The following is a 15,691-nucleotide window of genomic DNA, read 5'->3' on the forward strand; positions in this document are numbered from 1 at the left end:
CCTGTGCCTTCGATGCGCAGGCAGCGGGCCGCGTTGCCCGCATCTGCAAAGGAATCACTCAATGAACCGTATTCTCTCTCTTGGCCTGCTGCTGGGCACCGTACTGGCCACGGCTGCCTGCGCGCGTGCCGCCGAAGAATCGCCTGCCACGCCGGTTGCCAGCGAAGCACCGGCGGTGCCGGCCCAGGTCAGCCCGGCCAAGATCGATCCGGCCTTGCCGGTGGCCATCGTGCACAAGACCGCCAGCTGCGGTTGCTGCGGAATCTGGGTCGATCACCTGAAGGCCGCCGGCTTCCAGGTGGATGTGCGTGACACCGACGACATGAACCCGATCAAGGTCCGCCTGGGTGTACCGGTCGGCAAGGCGTCCTGCCATACCGCCGAGATCGGCGGGTATGTGGTCGAGGGCCACATCCCGGCGGAGGACATCAAGCGCCTGCTGGCGGAGCGTCCCACGGCGCGTGGCCTGGTGCTGCCCGGCATGCCGGCCGGTTCGCCAGGCATGGAAATGCCCGATGGCTACGTGCAGCCGTACACCGTCGAACTGGTGCGCGCCGACGGCAGTACCGAGCCGTTTGCCCAGCATGGGCAGGGCGGCTGACACCCAGTGGCGGTGCCGGTCGGCCTGATCGGCACCATCCTACGCGGCCTGTGTAGAGCCGAGCCCACGCTCGGCTGTTTTCTTCCGGCAAGCCGAGCATGGGCTCGGCTCTACAGGATCAGCGGTGTGCCGCAGATTCCTTGGCCAGCTGCGCCTCGAACTTCTTTTCGGCGGCATCCGCGTAAGCCTTGCAGGTCAGTGCGTTGGCACTGGCCTTGCTGCCGGCGGCATAGCTCCAGTTGCTGGCACCCGGATGCGGGGTCAGCAGCAGGTCGCAGGGAAGGCCGCGCACCGTGGCGAAGGTGCGCTTGTAGTCTTCGATCAAGCGCGGATAGCGGGGGTTGTCCTTGAGCTGGTAACCCGGCGCGCTCAAGCTGTCGGCGTAGGCGATGCGCACTGGCTTGCCATCGCGGGTATCGGTCCAGGTCCACGCAGTGCTTCCCGGCGTGTGCCCCGGCATGAAGTGAGCGGTGAAGTCGATGCCGCCGATGGAGACCACTTCGCCATCCATGATGATGCGGTCGGCGCTGGCCGGCGGATAGGTGATGCCGTCGCCAAAGTGCAGGTCGTCGCTGCCACCACGCGCCAGCAGCACGGCCGATTCGGCGTTGGCCACCACTTTCGCGCCGGTACGGCGCTTCAGTTCCGCCACCGGCCCGGCGTGATCGGCATGCGCATGACTGAGCAGGATCAGCCGCAGATCCTGCGGTGCCACCCCGCGTGCCTTCATGTTGTCCAGCAGGTGACCGGCCATCTGTGGCATGCCGCCATCCAGCAGCACTGCGCCCTCGGCGGTCTGCACCAGCAGGGCGGTCAGCTCCTGCGTGCCGATCTGCCAGGTGTGGTCGGCAATCTGCAATGGTGCCATTGGCTGCAGCCAGGAGGCATCTACGGTGTAGGCGCGCAACTGCGGTAGCGGCGCTTCGGCGGCATGCGCCTGGGCGAATGGGAGCGCGGCAGCAAGGGCGAAGGTGAGCAGGGAACAACGCATGGTTCACGTCCGTTTGAAGGAGGCCCAGAAACTAGCATGGGCCTCCTTCAGCGCGTCTCGCATAGATTTCATGACTCCCATAAGGGCGCCGATGGCTCAGTAGCGGTACTGCCAGCCCAGCGTCAGCACCCGGCCGCGGCCGGAGAAATAACTTGGGTTCGACGGCGTGGTCTGCGAGTAGTAGCTGATGTACTGCTTGTCCGCCAGGTTCTGCACGCCCAGCGTGAGCGCGTGCTTGCCCAGCGTGTAGCGCGCGACCAGGTCCACCATGGTGTAACCCTTGAACTCTGCCACTCGTGCGCCGCGCAGGTCGAAATCGCGGTCGAAGGCATGGCTGGCCTGCAGGCGGGTGCTGAACTGCGGCGTCCAGCCCTGTTCCCAGAACGCGGTCAGCCGGTTCGGTGCGATGTTGACGCCGGCCAGGTCGCTGTCGAGGCGACCGTCGATGTCGGCGTCGTAGCGGCCGTTGGCACGGGCATAGCCCAGGCCGAGCCGGCTGTCGCCAAGCCGCAACCGCAGGTTGCTTTCAAAGCCCTCCACGCGGGTCGCCTGGCGCTGCACTGCGTAAGCATCGATGCCCGGGTCATAGACCAGCACCGAACCCAGCTTCGATTCGGAGGTGTAGTAGGCGATGTCACTGCTGAAGCGGCCATCGTCATACTCCAGGCCGATCTCGCGGTTGTCCGACACCACCGGCGACAGGTCGATGAGGCTCTCGACGCGCTGGCCGTCGCGGTTGATCGCGCGCAGCACGCGGCCGACGTCGGCCACGGTGTATCCCTCCGAGTAGGAGGCATAGGCGTTGAGACGATCGTTGATGTACCAGACCGCGCCGAAGTTGGGCAGGGTTTCGCTCATGGTCGGCTTGCCGCCGGTCACCTTGCGCGCGCCATAGCGGGGCAGGGTGGTGTAGTCGCCCACCTCCAGCTCACCCTTTTCGTAGCGCAGGCCGCCGGACAGCATCAGGTGGTCGGTTGGCCACCAGTGCAGCTGCAGCAGCGGCGACAGGCTCTGGTAGGTAGTCAGCGGTACCCAGTTCATGCCGCTGGCCAGCAGCACCTGGTGGGTGCGGTCACGCAGGCCGTCCAGGCCCAAGGTCACATCCAGCGTGGTATCGGCGATGCGGCTCCAGCTCTGGGTCAGCTTGAAGCCGCGCTTGTCCGATTCGTTCTGGGTCTGGTCCCAGGCGGCATTGGCACCGGTATTGCCCCACGGGTCCCACTGGCTGGCGCCATAGCGTCCCTCGAAGTCGACCGCGAACGCCTGCGCCTGGAAGCGGCCACCGAGCAGGTCTGCGGCGCTGTAGTCCACGGTCAGCGAGCGCGAGCGGTTCATCGGTGGGTCCAGCGGCGTGTCACCGCGCACCGAAATCGTCGGGCGGCCGGTGCGGAAATCGCCATTCACCGCGAAGTAGTTGTCCAGCCCGCGCAGCTCGTAGCGGTTGGCCATCACCTGCAGGCGCTGGCCTTCGGCAATGTTCCAGCCCAGCTTGGCGAACACGTTCGATGAGGTCGAGTCCATCAGCTCGCCCTGCGCGTTGGTGCCGATCGATCGGCCCTCGCCGTCGTGGTACAGGCCCTGCTTCTCATAGGCCAGGCCGGCAACCAGGTCGAACTGTTCGCCGCGCACGCCCACCAGGGCCGAGCCGCGCTGGCCATTGTCGTCGTGGCGGCTGGGCAGGGCGGAGCTGTAGCTGACATTGGTGTCGAGCAGGAAGGCACCCGGCTCGCTGGGCGCGCTGCGGGTGATGATGTTGACGATGCCACCGGTACCGCCGATGCCCTGCAGCGCGTTGGCGCCGTGGATGACCTCGATGCGCTCGATCATCGCCGGGTCGATGGTGTGCGAATCCCGTGAGCCGTCACGCAGGGGGGTGGACTGTGGCACGCCGTCGACCATGTAGAGGATGCCGCGGCCACGCATGGTTTCGCCGTAGTTGGACATCTTCTCGCGCGCCGGGGCAAACGCCGGGATCTGTGACGAGAGCACCCGCGACACATCCGAACCCAATGCCAGCTGCTGGGCGATGTCCTCGCGGGTCAGCACCGTGATGGTGTTGGGCATCGCCGTCTCGCCCTGCGGCATGCGAGCGGTCGAGGCCGAGACCGTGACACGGGCCAGCGAGGTCGGATTGGCCGGTGCGGCGGGGCGTATCGTTGCGTCGGGCCTGGCCTTGGTCTGTGCGGCAGTTGCACTGACCACGAATACCCCGGGGACGCGTTCCTGCAGGGTCAGGTCGTGGCCCTGCAACAGGCGTTGCAGCGCATCGCGCGGTGCATAGCGCCCATCCAGTGCCGGCGCGCTGCGGCCACTCACACTGTCGGCGGCGAACAACAGCTGGATGCCACTCTGGCGCGCGAGCGCATTGAGCGACGCATGCAGCGGGCCGGCGGGCAGGTGAAGCTCGACGAGCGCGGATGCAGCGCTCTGCGCCATGGTAGGCAGGGCCGTGCACAGGCAGGCGGCGAGCAGGGCAGGGGCCAGCCGGCGCAGGGCGGCAGGTGGGACAGGGCGGGTCATGCAGGGTCCTTCGGAGGGGTTCAGGCAGCTGCCGGATGGGACGACGTGCAACCCACCCTCGCGTGCGCAATCAATCGCGTGCGCGCAGATGCAGGCTGCCATCGCTGGCCGTGTGCACCTGCACCGGCAGGATCTCCGGCAACAGTGCAACAGCGGTCTCGGCGTGATCGGCATCGAACACGCCCGAGACCCGTAATGGTCCCAGCTGCGGGTCATCCAGCACGATCGGGCGGTCGTGATACCGCTGCAGGATGCGCAGCACTTCGGCCAGCGGCAGGCGATCGAACTGCAGGCGGCCATGGGTCCAGTCGGCCCGGTCCGGGCTGACCGGTTCGGGTGGCGACAACGATCCCGGCTGGGCCAGCATGCGCTGCCCCGGCTTCAGGCGCTGCTCGGCGCCCCGGCCATCCACGCGCACGCCCACCTCGCCGCGCCACAGGGTGACCTCGCTGAGGTTGCCCTGCCGGTCCACGTCGAACACCGTGCCGTAGTTGCGCACCCGCACCGGCCCGGCCTCGACCTCGAACGGGCGCCAGCTCGAGTGCTGCACCTGGAAACGGGCCTGGCCCTGCACCAGCACTACCTGTCGCGAGCGAATGTGCCTGCGAACCTGCAGATGGGTACCGGCGTCGAGCAGGAGATGGCTGCCATCGGGCAGGCGGATGTCGCGGCGTTCGCCCACCACAGTCCGATAGTCGTGCACCTGCCATGCCGGGTCGGCAATGAACACGCCGGTGGCCGCGATCAGCAGCAGCGGCAGGACGATCTTCGCCGCACGCCCACCGCGACGACGCTGCAGGGCATCCGCGCTGGGCATGGGGAAGCGTTCCTTCAGGGCGTCGCGATGCTGGTCCAGCACCTGGTCGGTGGTGGCGGGTTGGATCGGCGGTTGCGGTGTGGACGGCGGCGGCTGTGGACTCATCGCAGGCCAGCCGACAGGTGGCAATCGGCCATGGCCAGGCGCAGGTGGCGCTCCACCGCCTTGAGGCCGATGCCCATGCGCCGGGCGACCTCGGCCTGTGGCAGTTCATGGATCTTGTGCAGGATGAAGACCTGCTGGCGGCGGCAGGGCATGCGTTCGATGGTCGCGCCCAGTCGCTGCATGGCCTGCTGTCCCTGCGCCTGCTGCTCCGGCCCGGGGCGCGGGCAGGCGTCATCGGGCAGCTTGGCACGCCCCTCCACCCAGTGCCGGCGCAGATCCTCGGCGCGGCAGCGGTCCACCGCGGCATCGTGTGCGATCCGCCGCAGCAGCGCGACCGGTTGCCGTGCGTCATGCGCGACCGGACGCTCCAGCAGGCGCACGCAGACATCGTGCACCACCTCACGGGCCAGCCCCGGCGAGCGGAAACGGCGGCGCAGATATTCCACCAGTTCCTCGTAATGGCGCACCAGCGAGGACATCAACGGCGGCGCAGGCGGGCAGGGAGAGGGCAGGCGGGGCATCCGGACCGGCAGTGGAAGCAAAGGGCGGGCGCGGGAGGGCATCCCTGCGCGATGACGCAATACTAATGGGAACTGTTCTCGTTTGCCATGTGGCACGCGGGTCGGGATTGTTCGTCGGGGCTGGAAGGTGAAACCACGATCATCGGCTGGAGCGCAGAATCGGCGGCGGCTAGCCTGCCAGCGGGCTCAAGGAGATGGACCATGCACGTGCTTCTGGTGATGGTGGGTGGGGTGCTGCTGTTGGGCGTGTTCCTGCTGTTCGGGCGGCTGTGGAGCGTAGGCCAGTCGCTGCTGCCCACGGCCCTGATCGCGTTCATCGCCACCTGGCTGCTGGTGACGGTAGCCAACATGTGGGTGGGCGTGAGCAAGGCCGGTTACGCCGTGCGGGAGGAACTGCCGATCCTGCTGCTGGTGTTCGCCGTGCCTGCACTGCTGGCGGGCCTGCTGTACTGGCGCCTGGCGCGCTGAAGGATGGCCATGAGCACACGACTGCGACTGCCCGCCCTGCGTCAGCGCGATGGCCACCACGCCCGCGTGACCTACGAAGAGCTGTTCTTCGACCTCGTCTACGTATTTGCGGTTACCCAGCTCAGCCATCATCTGCTGCACCACCTGGACCTTGCCGGCGTGATGCAGACGCTGGTGCTGTGGTTCGCTGTCTGGCTGGGCTGGCAATACGCCTGCTGGGTCAGCAACTGGTTCGATCCGGAGGCGCCACGCATCCGTGGCCTGCTGTTCGTCACCATGCTGCTGGCGCTGCTGATGTCTTCGTCCATCCCCGAGGCCTTTGCCGATCGCGCCTGGGTGTTTGCCGGGGCCTACGCCACGATGCAGGTCGGGCGCACCGTGTTCGTGCTGCTGGAGGTCGGTCGCGGCCATCCGCTGGCGCCGAATTTCCGCCGGATGCTGGCCTGGGTCAGCGTCTCGGCGTGCTTCTGGCTGGCCGGGGCGGCCACCGAGGGCAATGCGCGACTTGCGCTGTGGGCGGTGGCGGTCGCCTGCGAGTATGTCTCGCCGATGTTCGGTTTTGCGTTCCCGGGGCTGGGCCGTTCGCACACCCGTGAGTGGACCATCGAAGGTGGGCACCTGGCCGAGCGATGCCAGTTGTTCGTCATCGTCGCGCTGGGGGAGACCCTGTTGGCGACGGGGGGCGTACTCAGCGAGATCGAGCACTGGAGCAGCGCTGTGGTATCGGCGGTGTTGGCCACCTTCGCCGGGACCATCGCCATGTGGTGGCTGTACTTCGGCATCTCCAGCCGCGACGCCACCGAGGCGATCACCCATGCGGCCGACCCCGGGCGCATGGGCGCCAACTTCCACTACGTGCATGCACTGCTGATCGCGGGCATCATCGCCACAGCGGTGGGCAATGACCTGGTGATGGATCACCCGGGCGCGGCGGTCACGCCGGTGTATGCGACGGTGCTGGTGGCTGGGCCGCTGATCTACCTGCTGGGCAGCGCCTTGTACAAGCGGGTGGTCTACGGGCGTGCGCCCTGGTCGCATCTGTTCGGTGCCGTGGCGCTGGCCGTGCTGGGCGTCGCGCTGACGCAGGCCCATCTGCTGGCTGCCGGCTGGCTGACCAGTGCGGTGCTGCTGGCCGTGGGACTGATGGACACGCGGTTGAAGCGCCGCCTACAAAGCGCCTGATCCGCACGTTGCCCGGCATTGCTTGCGCAGGCGTGCGACGGGTGTAGCGTTGGCAACGGGACGCATGGATCCGGGAGAGGCGCAGCATGCAGAACGTTCCGCAGTGGTTGGTGTGGGCCGGGTTGTCGGCGTGCTTCGCCGCGCTGACCGCGTTGTTCGCCAAGGTGGGCGTGAAGGGCGTCGACTCGGACCTGGCCATGGCGATCCGCACCCTGGTGGTGGCCGCGGTGATCCTGCCGTTGGTGGTGGTTACCGGCAAATGGTCCAATCCGCTGCTGTTGCCGGGTCGCACCCAGTTGTTCCTGGTGCTGTCTGCACTGGCCACCGGCGCTTCATGGCTGTTCTACTTCCGCGCGCTGCAAAGTGGTGAGCTGGCCAAGGTCGCGGTGGTCGACAAATTCAGTGTGGTGCTGGTGATCGTGCTGGCCTACCTGCTGCTGGGCGAACGACCGACCCTGCGGGAATGGAGCGGGATCGGCCTGGTGGTGGCCGGGGTGATCGTGCTGGCGACGAAGAAGTAGCGGCGTTCAAACCCATCGACGAGGGAGAGCAGGATGCAGGGCGAAGCGCACGGAACCTTTAAAGTGAACCTGCTGCCGATCGGTGGCAACGACGGCCCGATCGGGGTGATGTCGATCGACAAGGTCTTCCACGGTGACCTGCAGGGCAGCAGCGTCGGCCAGATGCTGGCGTTCCGCAGCCCGGTACAGGGCTCGGCCGGCTACGTGGCCATGGAGCGGGTGAGTGGCACGCTGGCCGGACGCCAGGGTGCTTTCACGCTGCAGCACAACGGCCTGATGACCCGTGGCAGGCCGGAGCTGAGCGTGGTGGTGGTGCCTGACTCGGGCAGTGAGGGGTTGCTCGGCCTGAGCGGCACACTGGAGATCACCATCAGTGAAGGCCGCCACGACTACCGGTTCGCCTATGCATTGCCGGAACCGGAATAGCCGGCTTCCGGATTCAAGCGCTGCCCGCCTGCAGGCGGTCATACATTCGCACCAGATCCACCAGGGTGCGCGCACCCATCTTGCGCATCACCTGTGCGCGGCGAACCTTCACCGTGATCTCGCTGACGCCCAGGTCGCCGGCGATCTGCTTGTTGAGACGGCCGCGCACCACGCCATCGACCACCTCGCGCTCACCGGTATTGAGTGTGGCCCAGCGCTGTTGCAGCGCGCCCAGTGCTTCGCCCTCGCGGCGCCGCAGGCGGTCGAGCTCGATGCCCTTGTGGATCGCATCGAGCAGTTCCTGGTCGCGGAAGGGTTTGGTCAGGAACTCGATGGCGCCGTCCTTGATCGCGTTGACGCCCATCGCGATGTCGCCGTGGCCGGTGATGAACACCACGGGCAGCTGCAGGCCCAGGCTGCCCATGCTGCGCTGGAACTCCAACCCGCTCTGGCCCGGCATGCGTACGTCCAGCACCAGGCACGCAGGGGTGTCTTCCAGTTCGTGTTCAAGGAAGGCCTGGGTGGAGGCGAAGGCGCGCACCTGCAGGCCCATCGAGGCCAGCAGGTCTTCCAGCGCCGCGCGCACCGATGGATCGTCGTCGACCACGTAGACGATCGGCGCCGGTTCGGCCGCAGGTGCAGGGGGCTTACGCATGAGGGGTATCCAGGGCGACGGGCAGGTCGAAGATGAAGCAGGCACCGCCGCCTGCGGGGCGTTCGGCGCGGATCTGGCCGTCATTGGCCTCGATCATTGAACGGCTCAGGCTGAGCCCGAGCCCCAAGCCGTGTGACTTGGTGGTCCAGAAGGCATCGAACACACGCTCGGGATGGTCGGCGGGCAGGCCGACGCCGCGGTCACGCACACTGAGACTGACCCGCTGGCCGTCACGCCGGGTCAGCAGTGACAGGCGCCGGTCGGCGGCGGGCACGCCTTCCATCGCGTCCACCGCATTGAGGATCAGGTTGCCGATCACCTGCTGCACTTGCACGCGATCGGCCTGCACCGGAGGCAGGTCGGCGTCCAGCAGCAGCGCCACGGCCACGCCGTGCTGGTCGAGCTCGCTGCGCGACAGCGCCAGCATTTCCTCCACCGCCTGGTTCAGATCGAAGGCGCGTCGTTCCGGTGCCGCGCCCTGGGTCAGGCCGCGGATGCGGGCGATCACGTCGCCGGCGCGGTGCGCATCGGCCAGGATGCGGGCCACGGTCTGCCGTGCCTTGTCCACGTTCGGCGGGTCCTGTGCCAGCCAGCGCTGGCAGGCTTCGGCGCTGCTGGCGATGGCGGCGAGCGGCTGGTTCACTTCATGCGCGATGGAGGTGGTGAGCTCGCCCACGGTGGAAGCGCGCGCCACCCGCAGCAGGCGGCCCTGTGCTTCCTGCACGGCGGCCTTGGCCGCTTCCATGTTCAGGGCGAGGTAGGTGGTGATGCCGATCACCAGCATGCCGATCACCGAGTTGACCAGGCCGATGCGGTAGGTGCCGAAGCGGGTCAGGAAGAAGCTCAGCCCGGTCAGCGCGATGCAGGCGATGGCCAGGGTGATAAGCCCGCGCGCGCTCAGTACGCGCGAAGCGGCGAGGATGACTGCTGCGTAGAAGCAGGCGGCGGCAACCGCATAATCGGTGACGGTGTCGATCAGGAAGATCGCCGCCATCACGACGATCAGAGCCAGCAGCACCAGCGGGCGGCGGGGCGACAGCGATGGCATCGGGACGGCTCCCTGGCGTGGGCGGAAAGGATAGCAAAGCCGCCATTGGGTGGATGCCGGCCGGCAGTACCGAACCACTATTCCTCCAGGCTGGCGTTCCAGAACCCCTGCAGTACGCCGGGCGTCGTCGCCAGTGTGGCCAGCACCGCATCGAGCTCACCGGCATCGACGGTGGTGGCATACAGCACCGCCTCGATCTCCACGTCGCGCTCGCCGAACGGCCGCTGGTCCACCGCGCGCACCGGGTACTGCGCCTGCTCGAGCAGCAGCAACAACCGGTCCAGCACCTCGGCCTGCTGCTCGCGCTGGCAGACCACGTTGATCGCATAGGTCGCCTCGCTGAACGCTTCCGGCAGTGGCTGCCGCTGGATGCGGTTCACCACGGGCCGAAGCAAAGTATTGGCGGCCAGCACGAACACCGCCGCCAGTACCGCCTCAGGCAGCAGCTTGATGCCCGCACATGCGCCCACGGCCGCCGATCCCCACAGGGTGGCGGCGGTGTTCAGGCCGGACACCTGGGCGCCGTCCTTCATGATCGCGCCGGCACCGAGGAAGCCGACGCCGGAGATCACATAGGCAACCACATGCAGCGGCGACGGCGGGCCGCCGTACAGGTCATGGAAGCGTACCGCCAGATCGACGAACACCGCCGCTCCCACCGCCACCAGGGTGTTGGTACGCAGGCCGGCGGTGCGTTGCCGCAGCTGCCGTTCCAGGCCGATGATCGTGCCCAGCACGAATGCCACCGACAGGCTGATCAGCGAGCTGAGCGTTGCGCCGGCGTTGAACGCCGGCAGGTTGGGATTGATGTCCATTGTGTTTCTCCCTGGACCAGGCGGCGGGCGCTTACTGCCAGCCGTAACGGCGGATGTAGAACCGCTTCAGCGCAGTGGTCAGCACCGCATAGCCGAACAGGATCGCCACCAGGAAAGGCCAGTAGCCGGCCGGCAGGGCCTGCAGCTTGAAGTAGCCGGCCAACGGGCTCATCGGCAGGGCCACGCCGATGGCCATGATCAGGCCGGTCATCAGCAGCAGGGGCGGTGCAGCGATGCTCTGCAGGAACGGTACTTTCGGCGTACGGATCATGTGCACGATCAGGGTCTGGGTCAGCAGGCCGACCACGAACCAGCCGGATTGGAACAGGCCCTGGTCGGCCGGCGTGCGGGCATCGAACACGTACCACATCAACGCAAAGCAGGTCAGGTCGAAGATCGAGCTGATCGGCCCGAAGAAGACCATGAAGCGACCGATGTCCGTCGGGTTCCACTTCAGCGGCTTGCGCACCAGTTCCTCGTCCACGTTGTCGAACGGAATGGCGATCTGCGAGATGTCGTACAGCAGGTTCTGCACCAGCAGCTGCAGCGGCAGCATCGGCAGGAACGGCAGGAAGGCCGAGGCCACCAGCACCGAGAACACATTGCCGAAGTTGGAGCTGGCGGTCATGCGGATGTACTTCAGCATGTTGTTGAACGTGCGCCGGCCCTGGATGACACCTTCTTCCAGCACCATCAGGTTCTTTTCCAGCAGGATGATGTCGGCGGCCTCCTTGGCGATGTCCACGGCGCTGTCCACGCTGATGCCGATGTCGGCCGCACGCAGTGCCGGGGCATCGTTGATGCCGTCTCCAAGGAAGCCCACCACCTTGCCCTGAGCACGCAGCTCGCGCACCAGGCGCTCCTTGTGCAGCGGCGTCAGCCGGGCGAACACGCGATGGTGGTGCAGCGCCCGCGACAGCGCACCGTCATCCATGCGCTCGATCTGCGGGCCGGTCAGGATGGTGTCGGCATCCAGTCCCACCTGTGCGCAGACACGGGCGGTCACCAGTTCGTTGTCGCCAGTGAAGACCTTGACCTCCACGCCATGCGCGGCAAGCGCCTGCAGCGCCTGCGCGGCCGATTCCTTCGGCGGGTCGAGGAACGCCACGTAGCCGATCAGGGTCAGGCTACATTCGTCGGCCTGCGAATAGGCGGTCTGGCTGGCCGCGGTCTCCTTCATCGCCACCGCGACCACACGCAGCCCCTGTTCGTTCAGCTCCTCGGTGGTCTGCCGCACGCGGGCCAGGCGGCGCTCGTCCAGCGGCATGTCCTGGCCGTTTTCACGCACGGTGCTGCAGACCGCCAGCATCTCTTCTACCGCCCCCTTGCAGATCAGCTCGTGGTGGTCCTCGCGCTCGGAGACCACCACCGACATGCGGCGGCGCTCGAAGTCGAACGGAATCTCATCCACCTTGTGGTAGTCCTGCGACAGCCGCAGCGAACTCTGCAGCTCCACGTGCTCCAGTACCGCGCGATCGAGCAGGTTGATCAGCCCGGTCTGGAAATGGCTGTTCAGGTAGGCGAACTTCAGTACGTCTTCCGAATCGTGACCGAATACATCGGTGTGGCGCTCCAGCGCGATCTTGTCCTGGGTAAGGGTGCCGGTCTTGTCGGTGCACAGTACTTCCATCGCGCCGAAGTTCTGGATGGCATCCAGCCGCTTGACGATCACCTTGCGCCGCGACAGCAGCACCGCGCCCTTGGCCAGGGTGGAAGTGACGATCATCGGCAGCATTTCCGGCGTCAGGCCCACCGCCACCGACAGCGCGAACAGGAAGGCCTCGGTCCAGTCGCCCTTGGTCCAGCCGTTGATCAGCAGCACGAACGGCACCATCACCAGCGCGAAGCGGATCAGCAGCCAGCTGACGCTGTTGACGCCGGCCTGGAACGCGGTGGGTGCGCGGTCGGTGGCGGTGCTGCGCTGGGCCAGGGTGCCGAAGTAGGTGCGGTTACCGGTGGCCAGCACAATGGCGGTGGCCGTACCGGACACCACATTGGTGCCCATGAACAGCAGGTTGTGCTGCTCCAGCAGGCCGGCCAGCCCGTCGCCCGGGTGCGCGAACTTCTCCACCGGCAGCGACTCACCGGTCATTGCCGCCTGCGCCACGAACAGGTCCTTGGCACTCAGCACGCGGCAATCGGCCGGAATCATGTCGCCGGCCGACAGCACGATATGGTCACCGGGCACCAGCTCGCGGATCGGAAGGTCCAGCAGGCGCGCCGGGCGGCGGCTGTGCAGGTGCGCGCCGAAGTACTGGTCGGCCACATCCGCAGCCTCGGTGCCGGGATTGCGGCGCAGCACGCGCGCAGTGTTGCCGACCAGTGCCTTCAGCCGCTCGGCCGCTCGGTTCGAACGACCCTCCTGCACGAAGCGGATCAGCGTGGACAGCAGCACCATCGCACCGATGACGATCGTCGCCTTGATGTCCTCGGTCAGCCAGGACACCGCCGCCAGCACGGTCAGCAGCAGGTTGAACGGATTGCGGTAGCACTGCCACAGGTGGCGCCACCACGGCAGCGGCTTTTCGTGATCCACCTCGTTGGGGCCGAGCGTGGCCAGTCGTTCCTTGGCCTCATGCGGGCTGAGGCCATCGGCATGTGATTCCAGCGTGGCCAGCAGCTGGTCTTCATCCTGCTGGGCGAGGGTGACCAGGCCGGTGGTGAGTGCGAATGGTGCCGCTTCGGCGCTGCCCGGGCCGAAGCCGGCCTCGGGCATCGCGCGGCGGCGGAACAGGTTGCCTGCGCGACGGCTGCGCAGGAAGGCGTTGAACCAGGCGTTGAGCAGGCTCATGGGACGCTCCTTGAATGTCAGAGCCGGCCGGGGCCGGAACACGAACGGAATGGACGAAACAGATCAGGCGTGGCGCATCGCCAGCACCGCCGGTGACCACGGCTGCATGTGCAGGCGCTGGCTGCCGCCGATGCACAGTGGCTTCATCGCATCGCGCAGGGGGTAGGGCAGGTGGCGCAGCACCGTGATGCGTTCGCTGATCGGCAGCAACGACAGCGCGTCGGCCACCACGCGTGGCGAGCCGAGCGACAGCGAACGGGCGAACATGACCGGGCCGTGCTGCAGCAGCTGGCTGCGCAGAGCGGCAACATCGCGCTCACCGATCAGGCGGCGCAGGGTGATGTAGAGGATCTTGTAGGACATGGGGGCGATCTCCAGGCAGGCGGCACCTGGCGGTCCCCCGTCACTCAGGCAGGCAGGGACCGGCGGGCAGGCGCCAGGAACAGGCAGCAAGCGGGCATCCGGGGCGCGGTGCGCCCGGCAGGGTCGGGGTCCATCTGCGTCTCCATGAGGGGAGGGGCCGGCCAGGGCTGCCCTGGCCAGTGGCGCTATTGTCCGCCCCTGAATGGGGCAGTCCTAGAGGCTCGTGGGTTACCCCGGCTATACCTTGGTATAGCCGGGTACCCGTAGCGCCAATCGAGGGTTCAGTAATGGATCAATGCGAAGCGCTGGTCTGCTTGCAGACGTCGTACTCGCCACGGGTCAACGTCTTGTCACGGTCGGTATCGCAGGCATGCAGGCGTTCGGCCCAGTCCGGTGCTACCGCATCGACTTCCGCCAGGGTGACGATGCCGTCCTTGTCCCTGTCCAGCGACTCGTACGGCGGTATCAACTTCACTTCGGTGACGTCCTCGGCGGCGGTGGCCTTGCTCGCCTCCTGGGTCCTGGAACAGGCGCCCAGCAGCAGGGCCGCACAAAGCGAGAGTGCAATGGGAAGGTAGCGACAAGCGATCATGGCGTGCTCCTGAAGAAAAGGCGGACTACCGGTGCGGTGGTCACGGCCGGATCTTCTGCGGGAGGCTGTAAGTGGGCTGCGAAGAATGGGGCTCGTGGACCGTTGCCGGTGGGTCGCCATTCACCGGGCCGCACAGCTACGATTGCGCGGAGACGCCTGGGCGAGGTGGCTCGACGGAGACGGCTCGGTAGAGTCGACTGCTAGTCGACTATCGCGCGCAGCGCGGAGCTTTCAGCTTCCTGCCAAGAGCAGTCGACTAACAGCCGACTCTACCCTGGAACGGCAGGAAGCCGGCCAGCGGCCGGCACTCCCGTCTGCTTCAGAAGCGGTCGGCAAAGGCGTCCGTGGCCCGCACCAGCGCATCCACCGTGGCCGGCTCGTTGGCACTGTGGCCGGAGGTCACCATCTCCAGCCGCGCTTCCGGCCAGGCCTTGGCCAGGTCCCAGGCGCTGCGCGGCGGGCAGATGATGTCGTAGCGCCCCTGCACGATCACGCCCGGCAGGTGGCGGATGCGATCGATATCACGCAACAGCTGGTCCGGTTCCAGGAAGATGCCGTTGCGGAAGTAGTGCGCCTCGATGCGGGCCTTGGCGAGGGTATCCAGCGGGTCATCGGTGGATTCGGCATCCACGTCGTGCTGCAGGGTGGCCGCGTTGTCTTCCCAGCCCAGCCAGGCCTGCGCGGCTTCGATCCGGATCGCTTCATCCGGGCCATCCATGCGGCTCCAGTAGGCTGCGATCATGTCGCTGCGCTCGGCTTCCGGAATGTAGGCTTCATAGCGGTCCCAGCGCTCCGGGAAGATCCAGCGCGCACCGCCGTCGGCCTCGGCGAACCAGCGGTTTTCCATTTCGCGGCCGAGGAATACGCCGCGCACGATCAGGCCGGTGGCGCGCTCGGGATGCGCCTGTGCGTAGGCCAGTGACAGGGTCGACCCCCAGGAGCCGCCATAGACCAGCCAACGCTCGATGCCCAGGTGCTCACGCACCTTCTCGATGTCGGCCACCAGGTCCTGCGTGGTGTTGTCGCGCAGCTCGCCGAACGGTGTGGAGCGGCCGCTGCCACGCTGGTCGATCAACACGATGCGGTAGCGTGCCGGATCGAAGAAGCGGCGATGAGTGGGTGAAATGCCCGCGCCTGGGCCGCCGTGCAGGTACACCACCGGAATGCCGTCCGGTGTGCCGCACTCTTCGACATGCAGCGTGTGCAGATCGCTCACCGGCAGGGTGAACTCGCGGTAGGGCTCGATGGCGGGGTACAGGCTGCGCATGGCGGGTG

General features: G+C 67.1%; 16 protein-coding genes. 5 read left to right on the forward strand and 11 right to left on the reverse strand.

Translation table 11 applies throughout. The features are described from left to right. Positions 1 to 61 precede the first annotated feature (61 nt). Positions 62 to 601, forward strand: a complete 540-nt coding sequence (locus V3B41_RS01690; RefSeq protein ID WP_080354973.1) for a DUF411 domain-containing protein — start codon at positions 62 to 64, stop codon at positions 599 to 601. Between the two features lie 118 nt (positions 602 to 719). Here V3B41_RS01690 and blaL1 read toward each other — a convergent pair whose 3' ends face one another. From blaL1 to V3B41_RS01710, 4 genes are all read right to left on the reverse strand, one after another. Further along, on the reverse strand, positions 720 to 1,592 hold the full coding sequence (gene blaL1 / locus V3B41_RS01695) for a L1 family subclass B3 metallo-beta-lactamase (RefSeq protein WP_049427757.1): 873 nt from the start codon (positions 1,590 to 1,592) through the stop codon (positions 720 to 722). 96 nt (positions 1,593 to 1,688) lie between these two features. Beyond that, complete coding sequence (locus V3B41_RS01700; RefSeq protein ID WP_049427755.1) at positions 1,689 to 4,112, reverse strand: TonB-dependent receptor; 2,424 nt, start codon at positions 4,110 to 4,112, stop codon at positions 1,689 to 1,691. Positions 4,113 to 4,182: 70 nt separating this feature from the next. Beyond that, entirely contained in the window at positions 4,183 to 5,034 is an 852-nt protein-coding gene (locus V3B41_RS01705) for a FecR domain-containing protein (protein WP_049427753.1), read from the reverse strand. After that, a complete protein-coding gene (locus tag V3B41_RS01710) occupies positions 5,031 to 5,555 on the reverse strand; it encodes an RNA polymerase sigma factor (RefSeq protein WP_100443840.1) in 525 nt (174 codons plus the stop codon). Before V3B41_RS01710 ends, V3B41_RS01705 begins: the two co-directional genes overlap by 4 nt. A gap of 201 nt (positions 5,556 to 5,756) precedes the next feature. Here V3B41_RS01710 and V3B41_RS01715 point away from each other — a divergent pair, with 201 nt between their 5' ends. From V3B41_RS01715 to V3B41_RS01730, 4 genes are all read left to right on the forward strand, one after another. Next, entirely contained in the window at positions 5,757 to 6,023 is a 267-nt protein-coding gene (locus tag V3B41_RS01715) for a hypothetical protein (RefSeq protein ID WP_049427891.1), read from the forward strand. A gap of 9 nt (positions 6,024 to 6,032) precedes the next feature. Beyond that, the gene (locus V3B41_RS01720) at positions 6,033 to 7,205 is read left to right on the forward strand and encodes a low temperature requirement protein A (protein WP_049427890.1); all 1,173 of its coding nucleotides are present in this window, start codon (positions 6,033 to 6,035) and stop codon (positions 7,203 to 7,205) included. An 86-nt stretch (positions 7,206 to 7,291) separates the two neighbouring features. Next, positions 7,292 to 7,726 (forward strand): EamA family transporter, encoded by a 435-nt coding sequence (locus V3B41_RS01725; RefSeq protein ID WP_049427888.1) that lies wholly within the window; start codon positions 7,292 to 7,294, stop codon positions 7,724 to 7,726. A gap of 33 nt (positions 7,727 to 7,759) precedes the next feature. Beyond that, on the forward strand, positions 7,760 to 8,152 hold the full coding sequence (locus V3B41_RS01730) for a DUF3224 domain-containing protein (protein WP_049427886.1): 393 nt from the start codon (positions 7,760 to 7,762) through the stop codon (positions 8,150 to 8,152). 13 nt (positions 8,153 to 8,165) lie between these two features. Here the strand turns inward: V3B41_RS01730 and V3B41_RS01735 are convergent, their stop codons facing one another. The 7 genes from V3B41_RS01735 to pip all read right to left on the reverse strand — a co-directional run bounded on the left by V3B41_RS01735 (position 8,166) and on the right by pip (position 15,683). Next, positions 8,166 to 8,807: a response regulator transcription factor gene (locus V3B41_RS01735; RefSeq protein ID WP_100443841.1), complete on the reverse strand. Its 642-nt coding sequence runs from the start codon at positions 8,805 to 8,807 to the stop codon at positions 8,166 to 8,168. After that, positions 8,800 to 9,855, reverse strand: coding sequence for an ATP-binding protein (locus V3B41_RS01740; protein WP_049430486.1), 1,056 nt, complete (start codon positions 9,853 to 9,855; stop codon positions 8,800 to 8,802). The genes V3B41_RS01735 and V3B41_RS01740 overlap by 8 nt, the downstream gene beginning before the upstream one ends. Positions 9,856 to 9,932: 77 nt before the next feature. Beyond that, the gene (locus V3B41_RS01745; protein WP_049430484.1) at positions 9,933 to 10,670 is read right to left on the reverse strand and encodes an MgtC/SapB family protein; all 738 of its coding nucleotides are present in this window, start codon (positions 10,668 to 10,670) and stop codon (positions 9,933 to 9,935) included. Positions 10,671 to 10,701: 31 nt separating this feature from the next. Next, a complete protein-coding gene (gene mgtA, locus V3B41_RS01750; protein ID WP_329859812.1) occupies positions 10,702 to 13,461 on the reverse strand; it encodes a magnesium-translocating P-type ATPase in 2,760 nt (919 codons plus the stop codon). Positions 13,462 to 13,524: 63 nt separating this feature from the next. After that, positions 13,525 to 13,824: a hypothetical protein gene (locus V3B41_RS01755; RefSeq protein ID WP_005413574.1), complete on the reverse strand. Its 300-nt coding sequence runs from the start codon at positions 13,822 to 13,824 to the stop codon at positions 13,525 to 13,527. Between the two features lie 292 nt (positions 13,825 to 14,116). Next, on the reverse strand, positions 14,117 to 14,416 hold the full coding sequence (locus V3B41_RS01760; protein WP_049430480.1) for a hypothetical protein: 300 nt from the start codon (positions 14,414 to 14,416) through the stop codon (positions 14,117 to 14,119). Between the two features lie 319 nt (positions 14,417 to 14,735). Then, complete coding sequence (gene pip / locus V3B41_RS01765; RefSeq protein ID WP_197619257.1) at positions 14,736 to 15,683, reverse strand: prolyl aminopeptidase; 948 nt, start codon at positions 15,681 to 15,683, stop codon at positions 14,736 to 14,738. Between the last annotated feature and the right edge of the window lie 8 nt (positions 15,684 to 15,691).

The sequence above is a fragment of the Stenotrophomonas sp. SMYL89 genome (assembly GCF_036319985.1).
In the GTDB taxonomy this organism is placed as follows: Bacteria; Pseudomonadota; Gammaproteobacteria; order Xanthomonadales; family Xanthomonadaceae; genus Stenotrophomonas; species Stenotrophomonas maltophilia_Q.

Bases quoted from the DNA above. Each gene is read 5' to 3' on its own strand.
- V3B41_RS01690 (WP_080354973.1), top strand. From the start codon at position 62: ATGAACCGTATTCTCTCTCTTGGCCTGCTGCTGGGCACCGTACTGGCC.
- blaL1 (WP_049427757.1), bottom strand. From the start codon at position 1,592: ATGCGTTGTTCCCTGCTCACCTTCGCCCTTGCTGCCGCGCTCCCATTC.
- V3B41_RS01700 (WP_049427755.1), bottom strand. From the start codon at position 4,112: ATGACCCGCCCTGTCCCACCTGCCGCCCTGCGCCGGCTGGCCCCTGCC.
- V3B41_RS01705 (WP_049427753.1), bottom strand. From the start codon at position 5,034: ATGAGTCCACAGCCGCCGCCGTCCACACCGCAACCGCCGATCCAACCC.
- V3B41_RS01710 (WP_100443840.1), bottom strand. From the start codon at position 5,555: ATGCCCCGCCTGCCCTCTCCCTGCCCGCCTGCGCCGCCGTTGATGTCC.
- V3B41_RS01715 (WP_049427891.1), top strand. From the start codon at position 5,757: ATGCACGTGCTTCTGGTGATGGTGGGTGGGGTGCTGCTGTTGGGCGTG.
- V3B41_RS01720 (WP_049427890.1), top strand. From the start codon at position 6,033: ATGAGCACACGACTGCGACTGCCCGCCCTGCGTCAGCGCGATGGCCAC.
- V3B41_RS01725 (WP_049427888.1), top strand. From the start codon at position 7,292: ATGCAGAACGTTCCGCAGTGGTTGGTGTGGGCCGGGTTGTCGGCGTGC.
- V3B41_RS01730 (WP_049427886.1), top strand. From the start codon at position 7,760: ATGCAGGGCGAAGCGCACGGAACCTTTAAAGTGAACCTGCTGCCGATC.
- V3B41_RS01735 (WP_100443841.1), bottom strand. From the start codon at position 8,807: ATGCGTAAGCCCCCTGCACCTGCGGCCGAACCGGCGCCGATCGTCTAC.
- V3B41_RS01740 (WP_049430486.1), bottom strand. From the start codon at position 9,855: ATGCCATCGCTGTCGCCCCGCCGCCCGCTGGTGCTGCTGGCTCTGATC.
- V3B41_RS01745 (WP_049430484.1), bottom strand. From the start codon at position 10,670: ATGGACATCAATCCCAACCTGCCGGCGTTCAACGCCGGCGCAACGCTC.
- mgtA (WP_329859812.1), bottom strand. From the start codon at position 13,461: ATGAGCCTGCTCAACGCCTGGTTCAACGCCTTCCTGCGCAGCCGTCGC.
- V3B41_RS01755 (WP_005413574.1), bottom strand. From the start codon at position 13,824: ATGTCCTACAAGATCCTCTACATCACCCTGCGCCGCCTGATCGGTGAG.
- V3B41_RS01760 (WP_049430480.1), bottom strand. From the start codon at position 14,416: ATGATCGCTTGTCGCTACCTTCCCATTGCACTCTCGCTTTGTGCGGCC.
- pip (WP_197619257.1), bottom strand. From the start codon at position 15,683: ATGCGCAGCCTGTACCCCGCCATCGAGCCCTACCGCGAGTTCACCCTG.